Genomic DNA, 13059 nt, shown 5'->3' with positions numbered 1-13059 from the left:
GCCTACTGCTCACCGCACCGTGAGACCAGCTCCTGCTCCTCCTCCGAGAGGGTGGGGCCGGCCGACGGTGTGGGTGCGGTCTGGTTCGGGGTCGGGGACGTCGACGGTGTCGACGTCGGGGACGGTGTGGCCTTGGACGTGAGGGAGGTCTTCGTGGTTCCCGTGACTCCGCCGGCCTCGCCCTCGCCCGTCTTGGCATTGCTGTCCGCCGCCTCGCGGCGCTCGGCGTTCTTCTTGCACGCCGACGCCTGGGTGGACAGCTCCTCGATCTTCTTCCGGGCGTCGCCCAGACCGCCCTCGGCGATCGTGGCCTCGACCAGCTTCTGCTGGTAGGGCGGCAGGTACTTGAGTTCGATCTCGGGGTGGTCCTTCTCGACCTTCGAGAGCGAGATCCAGGCCAGGTCCTGGCTGATGCCGCGGTACAGCGCCACGTGGTCGTCCTTGGAGCCGACGTAGTACTGCGTCTGCGTCCAGCGGTAACCGCCGTACAGGCCCCCGCCGACCACGGCGAGGGCGAGGATGCCGAAGAAGGATCTCTTCAGCCACCTGCGCTTCTTGCGCGGCTTGACGAAGTCGTCGTCGGAGTAGTCGCCGAAGCTGCCCGCCGCGGGCATGTACCCGGTGGTGTCGCCGGAGCCGGGCGGGCCGAACTCGCCGCCGCCCTGTCCGTGCCCCTGACGGCCGAGACCGGAGGCCCGGCCGGCGGGGGTCTGCATGATGCCGTTGTCCTGGAGGTGGAGCTGGTTCTCCGCGACGGCACCGACCACGACCGGGGTGTCGGAGAGCTGCCCGGCGAGGGTGTCTCCGGTGTCGAGGTCGAGGACGTCGGCGACGATGACCGTGATGTTGTCCGGTCCGCCGCCGCGCAGCGCGAGCTGGATCAGCTCCTGCACGGTCTCCTGCGGGCCCTGGTAGCTGGCGAGGGTGTCCTCCATCGTCTGGTGGGACACCACGCCGGACAGGCCGTCGGAGCAGATCAGGTACCGGTCGCCGGCTCGGACCTCGCGAATGGAGAGGTCCGGCTCCACATGGTCACCGCTGCCCAGCGCGCGCATCAGCAGGGAGCGCTGCGGGTGGGTGGTGGCCTCCTCCTCGGTGATGCGGCCCTCGTCGACCAGACGCTGCACCCAGGTGTGGTCCTGGGTGATCTGGGTGAGGACGCCGTCCCTGAGGAGGTAGGCGCGGGAGTCGCCGACATGTACGAGACCGAGCCGCTGGCCGGTCCACAGCAGGGCGGTGAGCGTGGTGCCCATGCCCTCCAGCTGCGGGTCCTCCTCGACCATCGCGCGCAGCTGGTCGTTGGCGCGCTGCACGGCGGTGCCGAGGGAGGTGAGGATGTCGGAGCCGGGGATGTCGTCGTCGAGCGTGACGAGGGTGGAGATCACCTCGGAGGAGGCGACCTCACCGGCCGCCTGACCGCCCATGCCGTCGGCGATCGCGAGCAGCCGCGGACCGGCGTAGCCCGAGTCCTCGTTGCCCTCGCGGATCATGCCTTTGTGCGATCCGGCGGCGAAGCGCAGTGACAGACTCATGCGCACCTCGCCCGTCGGCTCCGGGTACATCCGCACGGTGCCCACCCTCCGGTCGGGAGCGCGCCGGGAGCCCTGGTGGGGGCTGCCCCTGCGTGCTCGCTCCGCTCGCGCCTACTCATGATGTAGCACTACTTCCGCAGCTCGATGACGGTCTTGCCGATGCGGATCGGCGCGCCCAGCGGAATCGGCGTGGGAGTCGTCAGTCGGTTCCGGTCGAGATACGTGCCGTTGGTGGATCCCAGGTCCTCGACGATCCACTGGCCGTCGCGGTCCGGGTAGATCCGGGCATGCCGGCTGGAGGCGTAGTCGTCGTCCAGCACGATCGTGGAGTCGTGTGCGCGGCCCAGGGTGATGGTCTGTCCCTGGAGCGTCACGGTCGTCCCCGTCAGGGTGCCCTCGCTCACGACGAGCTTGGTCGGGGCGTTGCGCCCGCGTCGGCCGCCACCGCCGGCGGGGGGTGCGGGCTGCTGGCCGCGCTGCTGCGGGGGCGCGGCCTGGCGGGCGGCCGCCTGTGGCCGCGCGCTCTCCCGGCGCGACCCCCGCTGGGTGACACGCGTACCGAACAGGTCGCTGCGGATGACCTGCACGGCCACGATCACGAACAGCCACAGTACGGCCAGGAAACCCAGCCGCATGACCGTGAGGGTCAGCTCTGACATTGCCCCCGCTTCACCCTTCGGCTTGCCGGTAAATGATGGTGCTGCTGCCCACGACGATCCGCGAGCCGTCGCGGAGCGTAGCGCGGGTGGTGTGCTGCCCGTCCACCACGATGCCGTTGGTGGATCCGAGATCCTGGATCGTCGAGGGCGTTCCGGTCCGGATCTCGCAGTGCCGGCGGGAGACGCCGGGGTCGTCGATCCGCACGTCGGCTTCGGTGCTGCGCCCCAGCACCAGCGTCGGGCGGGAGATCTGATGGCGGGTGCCGTTGATCTCGATCCAGTAGCGCGTGCGCCCCCCGCCCGCCGGAGCGGCGGTCGGCCGCTGGCCGAGAGGGGCGGGGCGGCCACCGCCGGGCGGCGGCGTGGCCGGCATGGGCGGGGCACCCGCGGGTGCCGCGGTGGGCGGGTAGCCGTAGCCGCCGGGACGGCCCGCGGCGGGGCTCGCCGGGGCCGCGCCCGAAGGGGCCTGCTGATTGGTGGAGGAGGCGAGCGTACGACTGCGCACCCGGTACAGACCGGTGTCGAGGTCGTCGGCCTTCTCCAGGTGGACCTTGATGGGGCCCATGAACGTGTAGCGCTGCTGCTTGGCGTAGTCGCGCACCATGCCGGCGAGCTCGTCGCCGAGCTGGCCGGAGTAGGGGCTGAGGCGCTCGAAGTCGGGCGTGCTCAGCTCCACGATGAAGTCGTTGGGGACGACCGTACGGTCGCGGTTCCAGATGGTCGCGTTGTTGTCGCACTCCCGCTGGAGTGCTCCCGCGATCTCCACGGGTTGGACCTCGGACTTGAAGACCTTGGCGAAGGTGCCGTTGACCAGACCTTCGAGACGTTGCTCGAACTTCTTCAGGACTCCCATGGGGCACCTCCTCCGTCGTCACCGCTCTGCGTACCGCATCGGTACTGCTTACTGATCGTATCCACGCGCCGGGAAATCGGCTGGTTCCCCCTGTCGGCCCGGTCGACCGGTGTCACCCGGCCTCGACGCCCACTGAAGTCCTCTCCCGGATTCCCATCGGAGCTCGTCTTCGAACTACCCCGCCCGAACTCTGCCAAGGATCGTAGAGGCGGCGCGAGACCAGTGTCCCGCACCGGACTGTGCGCCCCGTCCCTCTCCCGTGGAGATGGCCGGGACCGGTACGAGGTTGATACGTGAACCAGCACCCGTTGATACGTGACAGAAGCGGGCGTGTGTTCGGTCCGTACTGGTCGGCCGGTATCGGCGGTGTGGCGTGGGGTCCACCGCGAACAAGGGATGTGAAGCCACCCTCTCCAGCGTGCTAATCTTCTCGATGTCGGAAGGCCCCAGCACCGCAAGGAACGGGGCCTGAGGACACACCCAATGCGCGGGTGGCGGAATAGGCAGACGCGCTGGATTCAGGTTCCAGTGCCCGCAAGGGCGTGGGGGTTCAACTCCCCCCTCGCGCACAGCGAAGCGGTCCCATCGTGATCACGATGGGACCGCTTCTTTTTGTCGTCAGACCTGCGTACTGAGCGGCGGGGCTGCCGGCCGTGCGGGGCCCCTGAAGTGTGAGGAGTCTCTCAGGAGATTCCGTAAGGGCTTTCGGCTTCCGGTGGTGCGGGACGGCGTGGGGGCGTGCCGAGCTCGGTGTGCGCGGTCGGGGTGCCGGCGGAGTCAGCAGGACGTGAATCGTCGTAGATGTGGGCATGAACGATGTTTCACGTGAAACGGTGCCGAGGGCAAGCAACTGGGCTTGCGATATCGGTTGTTGGTCTCGGGAAACCCGTCAGAACCGTTGACGCTCGCTTGCCGCATACCTATCTTCTGGTCGGGAATTCGCACAGCGTTCGCAATTTCGAACATGAGCTCGCTTTGTCCGACACCCCACCCCTGCCAGAGACGAGGCGCACATGGCACCGCCCCTCTCCAGACGTTTCCTCCTCCAGTCCGCGATTCTCGCCGCGGCCGTACCCGGGGTCTCCCTGGGGACGGGCGGTGGCCGGGCGGTCGCCGCCACGGTCCCGACGCCGTCCGCCTGGTCGGTGCGGCCCTTCGAGCTCAAGGACGTGACGCTCGGCCAGGGCCTTTTCGCCGCCAAACGTCAGCTGATGCTCGACCACGGCCGCGGCTACGACGTCGACCGGCTGTTGCAGGTCTTCCGCGCCAACGCGGGACTCTCCACCAAGGGCGCGGTCGCCCCCGGCGGCTGGGAGGGACTGGACGGCGAGGCCAACGGCAATCTCCGCGGCCACTACACCGGGCACTTCCTGACGATGCTCGCCCAGGCCTACGCCGGCACCAAGGACACGGCCTACGCCGACAAGATCCGCTACATGATCGGCGCCCTGACCGAGGTGCGCGCCGCGCTGCGCACCGACCCCCGCATGCTCGCTGTCACCGGGAAGTTCGGCACCGCCCAGGAGAATCCCCGGGGCTCCTACCAGTACGTCGACCTGCCGAACACCGTCCTCGGCGGCGCCTCGGCGATCACGCTGTCGACCTGGGTGAAGCCCACCCACAACGCCAACTGGACCCGCGTCTTCGACTTCGGCGACAACACCACCCGCTACATGTACCTGGCAGCCCGGAACGCCGGCGGCGTCCCGCGCTTCGCCGTCACCACCACCGGGCCCGGCGGCGAGCAGGGGCTCAACGGCACCGCCGCGCTGCCGCTCGACCAGTGGAGCCATCTCGCGGTCACGATCGGCGGCGGCACCGGCACGCTCTACGTCAACGGCACGGCCGTGGCGCGGAACACGTCGATGTCCCTCACCCCGGCCGCTCTCGGCACCCTGACGAACAACTGGCTGGGGCGGTCCAATTTCTCGACCGACCCCGTCTTCGCGGGAGCGTTCGACGAGTTCAACGTCTGGTCGCGGGCGCTGACGGCCACTGAGATCACCTCCCTCCAGAGCACTCGTGCCTCGGCCTCCTCGGCGGGCCGGGGCGATCTGGCCTCGTACGACTTCTTCGAGACGAGCGGCGGCACCTTCGCGGACGGCTCCGGGCGTGGTCTGACCGCCACGCTCCGCCGCACCTGGGGCGCGCCCAGTCATGCCGGATTCCTGGCCGCTTACCCGGAGACGCAGTTCATCGAGCTGGAGTCCATGACCAGCGGCGACTACACGCGCGTGTGGGCGCCGTACTACACGGCCCACAAGATCCTTCGGGGTCTGCTGGACGCGTATCTCCACGTCGACGACGCACGGGCGCTCGACCTGGCCTCCGGCCTGTGCGACTGGATGTACTCCAGGCTGTCGAAGCTGCCGGACGCCACGCTGCAGCGGATGTGGGGCATCTTCTCCAGCGGTGAGTACGGCGGTCTGGTCGAGGCGATCGTCGACCTGTACGCGATCACCGGCAAGGCGGAGCACCTGGCCCTGGCCCGGCTGTTCGACCTGGACAAGCTCATCGACGCCTGTGCCGCGAACTCGGACACGCTCGACGGTCTGCACGCCAACCAGCACATCCCGATCTTCACCGGGCTCACGCGGCTGTACGACGTCACGGGCGAGACGCGCTATCTGACCGCCGCGAAGAACTTCTGGGGCATGGTGATCCCGCAGCGCATGTACGGGATCGGCGGCACCAGTACGGCCGAGTTCTGGAAGGCTCGCGGGGTCATCTCGGGAACGATCAGCGACACCAACGCCGAGACCTGCTGCGCGTACAACCTGCTCAAGCTGAGCCGGAGCCTGTTCTTCCACGAGCAGGACCCGAAGTACATGGACTACTACGAGCGGGCCCTGCTCAATCAGGTCCTCGGCTCCAAGCAGGACAAGGCCGACGCCGAGAAACCGCTGGTCACGTACTTCATCGGGCTGAAGCCTGGTCACGTGCGCGATTACACCCCCAAGCAGGGCACCACCTGCTGCGAGGGCACCGGCATGGAGAGCGCCACCAAGTACCAGGACTCGGTGTACTTCGCCGAGGCCGACGGCAGCGCGCTGTACGTCAACCTGTACAGCGCGGCCACGCTGAACTGGTCCGCGAAGGGTGTGACGATCGCCCAGAGCACCGACTATCCGCGCGAGCAGGGCTCCACGATCACCGTCGGGGGCGGCAGCGCGGCCTTCGCACTGCGGCTTCGGGTGCCCTCGTGGGCCACCGCCGGTTTCCGGGTGACCGTCAACGGCAGTGCGGTGAGCGGTACTCCGGCAGCCGGGAGCTACTTCACGATCCCCTCCCGCACCTGGCGCGCCGGCGACGTCGTACGTGTGACGATCCCGTTCCGGCTGCGGGTGGAGAAGGCGCTCGACGACCCGTCGCTGCAGACGCTGTTCTACGGACCGGTCAACCTGGTCGGCAGGAACAGTGCCACGAGTTATCTGTCGGTCGGGCTGTACCGCAACGCGGGGCTCTCCGGTGACCTGCTGCCCTCCCTCGCGCCGGTGAGCGGAAAGCCGCTGCACTACACGGTGGACGGCACCGAATTCGCTCCCTTCCACGAGGGGAGCGAGGATCCGACCCACGCCTACGTCAGGCGCTCCGAGCCGAAGGTCGTCCTCGGAGGCACCGACTCGGGCGTCGCCAACCCGGCGAAGTCCGACGGGACGACCCTGTTGGACGAGATCTGGGCCGGGGCGCCGTTCGCCGACAAGAGCGCGCTGGTGGCGCGGGTGCGGGCGACCGTCGCCTCCTGGGTGTCGGCCGGGCTGCTGGGCCAGGGCGACGGCCAGAAGGTGGTGACCACGGCCCAGAACGCCACGTACGCGGCCTGAGGGCTCGAGGGGGCGCGTATGCGACAACACGTGGTCACGAAGGCCGACCACAAGGGCGGCCGTTCCCTGGCTGGGCGGCCGCCCCTCGCGTTCCACAGGAACTAGGCGGCGAGGCGGTCGGCCAGGCTCTTGGCCTTGACGACCGCGTCCTCCAGGGCCTTGGCACGGGAGGACTCCGAGAGCGGGATCAGCTCGCTCATCGCGGGATTGTGCCGAGCCATCGTGAGCTCCGGGACGATGAAGTCGACGTCCAGGCCGAGGGTGTCGGAGAGGACCGCCGTCAGGTAGTTCTGCACGTACTCCATCGACTCGCGCGGCGTGCCGGGAGCGTAGGAGCCGCCGCGGCTGGCGACGACCGTGACCGGGGTCCCCTGCGTCTTGGAGTCCGGGTTCATGGCGGTGCGGCCGATGAGGAGCACGTTGTCCAGCCATGCCTTGAGGGTGGACGGGATCGAGAAGTTGTACATGGGCGCGCCGATCAGGATCGCGTCCGCCTGCTCCAGCTCCACGATGAGCTTCTCCCGCTCGGCGAAGGCCGCGGCCTGCTCCGGGGTGTGTGTGGCCGGGTCGGCGAAGCCGGCGGTGTGCGCGTCGGCGCCGAGGTGCGGCACGGGATCGGCGTGCAGGTCGCGATAGATCACCGTGCCGTCCGGATGCTGCTCCTCCCATGCCTTGCGGAAGGTCTCCGTCACCGTGCGCGACGTCGAGGCGGCGGCGGGAAACACGGACGAGTCCAAGTGCAACAAGGTGGCCATGGAGTACTCCAGAGAGGTGACTGCGTTTTCGTACTCGACTAGAGATAACATAGTCACTTACTTTTTTTCACCCCCTATGGACAGGCCAGTACCCTTGCTCCATGGCTGAGCAGCAGCGGGACGTCCACGGCGCCGGGCCGTGCCGACAGGTCGACGACGGCATCACCCGGGTGTTCTCCCTGCTCGGCAAGCGCTGGACGGGGCTGATCGTGGCCGCGCTGCTGCCGCACCCGGCCCACTTCGTCGACCTGCGCAGGGCGATCCCCGGGATCAGCGAGCGCATGCTCTCCGACCGGCTCACCGAACTCGGCTCGGCCGGGCTGGTGGCGCGCGAGGTCGACGAAGGGCCGCCGCTACGTGTCGTCTATCGGCTGACGGCGGCCGGGGCCGCGCTGGAACCAGCGCTCCAGGAGCTCCAGGACTGGGCCATGATCCATCTGCCGAAGAGCTGGCCGTGCGCGGGGACGGCACGGTAGTGGAGCGGCGGTCGGAACTGGTTTTCCACAGGTGTGGACGGGTGTGGCACCGAGTTGTCCACAGGGTCTGACGCGTTTCGGCCACCGGCTGTACCGTCGTCACGAGTTGATGTTCGGGCGTGGACGGGTGCGGGGGAGGCGGTCGCTGTGACCGAGGTCGGTGTGATGACGGCGGGGGCTGGGGCCGGATCGGAGTCGGCGGGATCCGGGCAGGGCGCGGTGGCGGCCGTGGCACCGTCGGCCGCTGCGCGGGTGCCGGCGGTGACGGGGTTCGCCCGGTGGCCCGCGGTGGGGTCGCCCAAGGACGAGGGCAAGGCGCTGCGCACACGGGTGCCTCGCAGTGCGCACGCGGACCTCACGCTCACCACGGACCGTCCGGACGCGGTCTCCGCGGTCGAGGAGTCCAATCGCGGCCGGATCCCCGAGCTCACCCCGATACGGGTCGGCAGGATGGCGGCCAGCCCCTTCGCGTTCCTGCGCGGCTCGGCGGGCCTCATGGCCCATGACCTGGCCCGTACGCCCATCACCGGCATCGGAGCCCAGATCTGCGGCGATGCCCACGCGGCCAACTTCGGCCTGTACGGGGACGCCCGCGGCGAACTCGTCATCGACCTCAACGACTTCGACGAGACCGTGCACGGCCCCTGGGAGTGGGACCTCAAGCGTCTCGCCGCCTCGCTGGTGCTCGCCGGCCGAGAAGGGGGCGCCGACGAAGACGTCTGCCGCAAGGCGGCGTACGACGCGACGGGCGCCTACCGGCGCACCATGAGGCTCCTCGCCAAGCTCTCGGCACTCGACGCGTGGAACGCCATCGCCGACGAGGAACTGGTCTCCTACACCGACGCACACGACCTGCTGGGCACGCTGGAGCGGGTGGCGGAGAAGGCGCGCGCCAACACCAGCGGCCGTTTCGCGGCCAAGGCGACCAGGCAGGTGGAGGGCGGCGGCCGCCACTTCGTGGACGCCCCGCCGGTGCTACGACGCGTGGACGACAAGGAGGCCGCCGTCGTGGCCACCTCCCTGACGCAGTACCTGACCACGCTCTCGGAGGACCGCCACCCGCTGCTCGCCCGGTACGCCGTGCAGGACGTGGCGTTCCGCGTGGTCGGCACGGGCAGTGTGGGCACCCGCTCGTACGTCGTCCTGCTCTTGGACCACCGCGGTGAACCGCTCGTCCTCCAGGTGAAGGAGGCCCGCCCCTCGGCACTCGAACCGCACCTGGCGACTGTCGGCTTCGAGGTGCCGGAGGTGGACCACGAGGGGCGCCGGGTGGTCCTCGGCCAGAAGCGTATGCAGGTCGTCAGCGACATACTGCTGGGCTGGACCACGGTCGACGGACTCCCCTTCCAGGTTCGCCAGTTCCGCAACCGCAAGGGCAGTGTCGACCCCGCCGCCCTGGCCTCCGACCAGCTCGACGACTACGGCCGCATGACGGGCGCCCTCCTCGCCCGCGCCCACGCCCACAGCGCCGACCCCCGCCTTCTCGCCGGCTACTGCGGCAAGAACGACGAACTCGACGAGGCGACGGCCACGTTCGCCGTCACCTACGCGGACCGCACGGAGGCGGATCACGCGGACCTGGTGGCGGCGGTGCGGGCAGGGCGGATCGCGGCGGAGACGGGGGTCTGAGGCAGGGTGGACCGCGGAGGGGCGGGGGTCTGAGGGCAGGGCGGATTGCGAAGGGGATGGTTTGAGGGCAGGGGTGACGGGGGTGGGCCGAGAGGGCGGCCAGGGGTCTCCGGGTGCTCGCATGGATGCGCGAAGGCCGGGTGTCCGGTGGCTTTCGGTTCGGCCGGGGGCCGTGGCCTAGGCTGGGTCGGGTGACGACCCCGGAAGCCGACCAGACACCGTCCGAGCGCTCCACCGAGCCCGTGGAGACCGCGGAGCCCGACGCGAGCACCGAGCCCGGCGAAGCGACGTCGTCCGCCGAGGGCGACACGTCTGCTGAGGCCCCGGTGGCTGACGAGGCGTCGATGGCTGACGAGGCGCAGGTGTCTGTTGAGGCTCCGGCATCCGCCGACCGTGCGGGTGACGCCGGGGGCACGAGTTCCGGGCGGCCCGAGGAGCGGCTGGAGCGGGCCGTGCGGGCGGCCGAGCAGGCGTTGATCGAGTACGAGATCGCCGTGGAGACCTTCCGGGTCGAGGTCGAGAACTTCTCCCGGTTGCATCACCAGAAGCTCGGCCCCATGTACGCGCGGCTGGACGAGCTGGACGCCCAGATCGCCGAGGCGAAGGCGGCGCGCACCGGTGACCCCGAGGACGTGCGCAAGGCGCAGGAAGCGCGAGCTCGGGTCATGCCCATGCCGGGTGTGGAGGAGCTGTTCCACGGCTGGATGGACTCGGAGGGCCTGTTCCCCGAGGCGGCGGCCATGCTCACCGACCAGCCCGTACGGTCCCCGGAGAGGGTGCGTCCGAGTGACGAGGCCCGCAGGCTCTACCGCGAGCTGGTTCGCAAGGCGCACCCCGACCTGGCGCGTGACGACAAGGAGCGGGAACGGCGGGACGAGTTCATAGCCCGCGTGAACGCCGCGTACGGCCGTGGTGACGAGGTGCTGTTGCGTGAGCTGTCCGAGGAGTGGGCGGCCGGGCCGGTGCCGGAGGAGCGCAGGCCGAGTCGTGCCGAGGAGCTCTACGCCCGGCTGGAATGGCTCGCCCAGCGCAAGGAGCTTCTCGCGCTCCTCGCCCGTGAGCTGGAAGAGGGCGCCATCGGCTCGATGCTCCGCCTCGCGCCGGACGACCCGGACCGCCTCCTCGACGAGATCGCCGACCAGTTGCTGGCGGAGGTCGAACAGCGTGAGGCGGAGCTGGCGGGGTTGGTCGGCCAGGACGGGTAGGGAGGGCAGGGACCGTCGGGGCGATCGCGGTAGTTGGGTGGTTGCGGCGGCCGAGGCGTTTGCGGTGCTGAGGCGGGGCGGTCGGCCTGCCCGGGGGCGGCCTTGTTCTGGTCGAACTGATCGGGTTGGTCCGCTTGCTCTGGCTGCTCTGGCTGCTCTGGTTGCCCTGACTGCCCCGTCTCCACCGACGGAGCTGATCGGATTGCTCCGCCTGCTCCGACCGATGGGATCGCTCGGGCTGCCGGTGGCTTCGGACGTCGGCCGTTCGGTCGGGTAGCGTCGGAGGCATGCATTTCGGAGCGGGTGTGCCCACGGTCGAGGTCGGAGACCTCAAGGACGACGACTTCCTGCTGGACGTCCGGGAGGACGACGAGTGGCAGGCGGGTCATGCCGAAGGGGCGCTGCACATCCCCATCAGCGAGTTCGTGGCGCGCTACGGCGAGTTCACCGAGGCGGCGCCGCAGGACGGCAGGGTCCATGTGATCTGCCGCTCGGGCGGGCGTTCGGCGCAGGTCACCAACTATCTCGTCCAGCAGGGCATCGACGCCGTGAACGTCGACGGTGGCATGCAGGTGTGGGCGGCCGTCGGCCGTCCGGTGGTGGACGACAAGGGTGGGACGGGCTTCGTTCTCTAGGGGACGCGGCGGGTCGGGGCGCGCGGAGAGACGTGCGGATCGGACGTGCGCGCCCCGCGTCGAGGCGTGCGTGACGCCTCAGCTCATGGGGTGTGCCGCCAGAAGGTCCCCGAGGGCCTCCTCGTGGGCCGCTGCGGGGCCCAGCGACAGTTCGAGCTGCTTGGCCCAGGCGTGATAGCGGTGCAGGGGATAGTCGACGTCGGCGCCGAAGCCCCCGTGCAGATGCTGTGCGGTCTGTACCACCCGTCGTACTCCCTCCGAGGCCCAGATCTTGGCCACGGCGACATCTCCGGAGGCGGGCAGCGCACCTCCCGCGCCCGAGGTGACGCGCCAGGCGGCCTGCCACAGTGTCGCCTCCATCGCGCGCAGGTCGATGAAGCGGTCGGCGGCCTGTACGGCGACGGCCTGGAACGAGGCGATCGGGAAGCCGAACTGTTCGCGCTTGCCGGCGTACTCGCTGGTCATGCCGAGGACCCTTTCGCCCAGGCCGAGCGCCAGCGCGCATGTGCCGGTGGTCAGCAGCTCCCGCAGCCGTTCCCACACGCCCTCCGCGTCGAGGACATCCCGGTCGGCGATCCGTGTCGCGTCCAGGCGCAGCTCCGCGAGCCGTTCACCGGTGGTGGAGATCTGCTCGGCGAGTGTCACCCCTGCGTGGCGGCGGGGGACGAGGGCGAGCACGGCACGGCCGTCGGCGGCCGCGAGCGTCGCGGGGACGACGATGAAGTCCGCGTTGTGGGCCCAGGGCACCGCCGTCTGCACGCCGTCCAGGACCCAGACGCCGCCTTCGTCCCGGCGGGCGGTCACCGCGAGTTCGGCCGGATCGTGGCCCGTGCGGCCGTGCGCGGCGACGGTCAGGACGACCTCGCCCCTGCCGACGCGCGCGAGCAGCTCCGCCTTCAGCTCCTCGCTCCCATGGGCCTGCACGGCCACGGCCGCCGCGCTGTTCTCCAGCAGTGGGCCCCTGGCCAGCACCTTCGCCGACTCGCGCAGGACCAGGCACAGCGCGATCGGGTCGAGTCCCGACCCTCCGTACGCGGGGTCGAGCAACAGGCTGAGCAGGTCCGCGTCGGCGAGCTTCGCCCACAGGGCCCGGTCGAAGTCGTCGGCCACCGCCCCCGGCACGAGCGACGGGCTGGGCACACCGTCCGGCGCGACCCCGGCGAACACCGCCCTCGCCGCCTCGGCCGCCGCATGTTGCTCCTCGGTGAACGTGAAGTCCACGGTCCCGCCCCTTCCGTTTCGCCGATGACGGGGCGTCAAGATAGAACAGGTTCTAGAAGAAGGGAATGGCGTGAGGGGGCCGAGGCGGTGGCCGGGCGACGAACGCCAGGTCGGACAGGCGGGGGCGTGGTCGGCGCGGCTGTCGGAAGAGAAGCGGACCACACCGCGCCGTAAGGTGTCCCCCGCTGTGGATAACCTCATGGGTGCCGTGTGAGCGGTGTGACGATGTGACTGCTGTGGCCATTCGGGGCTGTGCCGGAGGTGTGCGGC

At 70.0% G+C, this 13059-nt stretch carries 10 protein-coding genes and 1 tRNA gene; 6 read left to right on the top strand and 5 right to left on the bottom strand.

The features are described 5' to 3' along the window. Positions 1-2 precede the first annotated feature (2 nt). The 3 genes from RM704_RS10235 to RM704_RS10225 all read right to left on the bottom strand — a co-directional run bounded on the left by RM704_RS10235 (position 3) and on the right by RM704_RS10225 (position 3044). The gene (locus RM704_RS10235) at positions 3-1532 is read right to left on the bottom strand and encodes a Stp1/IreP family PP2C-type Ser/Thr phosphatase (RefSeq protein ID WP_311590490.1); all 1530 of its coding nucleotides are present in this window, start codon (positions 1530-1532) and stop codon (positions 3-5) included. Positions 1533-1660: 128 nt separating this feature from the next. Further along, on the bottom strand, positions 1661-2191 hold the full coding sequence (locus RM704_RS10230; RefSeq protein ID WP_033530575.1) for an FHA domain-containing protein FhaB/FipA: 531 nt from the start codon (positions 2189-2191) through the stop codon (positions 1661-1663). Positions 2192-2201: 10 nt separating this feature from the next. Beyond that, a complete protein-coding gene (locus tag RM704_RS10225) occupies positions 2202-3044 on the bottom strand; it encodes an FHA domain-containing protein (protein ID WP_033530574.1) in 843 nt (280 codons plus the stop codon). A gap of 485 nt (positions 3045-3529) precedes the next feature. Here RM704_RS10225 and RM704_RS10220 point away from each other — a divergent pair. Together RM704_RS10220 and RM704_RS10215 are read left to right on the top strand one after the other, a co-directional pair. Then, positions 3530-3613: transfer RNA gene (locus RM704_RS10220), tRNA-Leu, on the top strand. A 444-nt stretch (positions 3614-4057) separates the two neighbouring features. Next, a complete protein-coding gene (locus RM704_RS10215; RefSeq protein ID WP_033530573.1) occupies positions 4058-6868 on the top strand; it encodes a beta-L-arabinofuranosidase domain-containing protein in 2811 nt (936 codons plus the stop codon). A gap of 101 nt (positions 6869-6969) precedes the next feature. Here the strand turns inward: RM704_RS10215 and RM704_RS10210 are convergent, their stop codons facing one another. Then, positions 6970-7623 (bottom strand): FMN-dependent NADH-azoreductase, encoded by a 654-nt coding sequence (locus tag RM704_RS10210; protein WP_033530572.1) that lies wholly within the window; start codon positions 7621-7623, stop codon positions 6970-6972. 101 nt (positions 7624-7724) lie between these two features. On the opposite strand from RM704_RS10210, the gene RM704_RS10205 reads away from it, so the two are divergent. The 4 genes from RM704_RS10205 to RM704_RS10190 all read left to right on the top strand — a co-directional run bounded on the left by RM704_RS10205 (position 7725) and on the right by RM704_RS10190 (position 11568). Further along, positions 7725-8099, top strand: coding sequence for a winged helix-turn-helix transcriptional regulator (locus RM704_RS10205; protein ID WP_033530571.1), 375 nt, complete (start codon positions 7725-7727; stop codon positions 8097-8099). Positions 8100-8264: 165 nt separating this feature from the next. Then, on the top strand, positions 8265-9728 hold the full coding sequence (locus RM704_RS10200) for a DUF2252 domain-containing protein (RefSeq protein WP_033530810.1): 1464 nt from the start codon (positions 8265-8267) through the stop codon (positions 9726-9728). Between the two features lie 191 nt (positions 9729-9919). Next, positions 9920-10933, top strand: coding sequence for a hypothetical protein (locus RM704_RS10195; RefSeq protein ID WP_033530570.1), 1014 nt, complete (start codon positions 9920-9922; stop codon positions 10931-10933). 305 nt (positions 10934-11238) lie between these two features. Further along, a complete protein-coding gene (locus RM704_RS10190; RefSeq protein WP_033530569.1) occupies positions 11239-11568 on the top strand; it encodes a rhodanese-like domain-containing protein in 330 nt (109 codons plus the stop codon). Between the two features lie 78 nt (positions 11569-11646). On the opposite strand, the gene RM704_RS10185 is transcribed toward RM704_RS10190, so the two are convergent. Continuing rightward, positions 11647-12789 carry an acyl-CoA dehydrogenase family protein gene (locus RM704_RS10185; protein WP_033530568.1) on the bottom strand — a complete coding sequence of 381 codons (1143 nt, stop codon included), beginning with the start codon at positions 12787-12789 and terminating at the stop codon, positions 11647-11649. Positions 12790-13059: the final 270 nt, after the last annotated feature.

This window comes from Streptomyces gottesmaniae, from assembly GCF_031845845.1.
In the GTDB taxonomy this organism is placed as follows: Bacteria; Actinomycetota; Actinomycetes; order Streptomycetales; family Streptomycetaceae; genus Streptomyces; species Streptomyces akebiae.
Note: the sequence above shows the minus strand (reverse complement) of the source record. Positions and strands in the feature narration are given on the sequence as shown.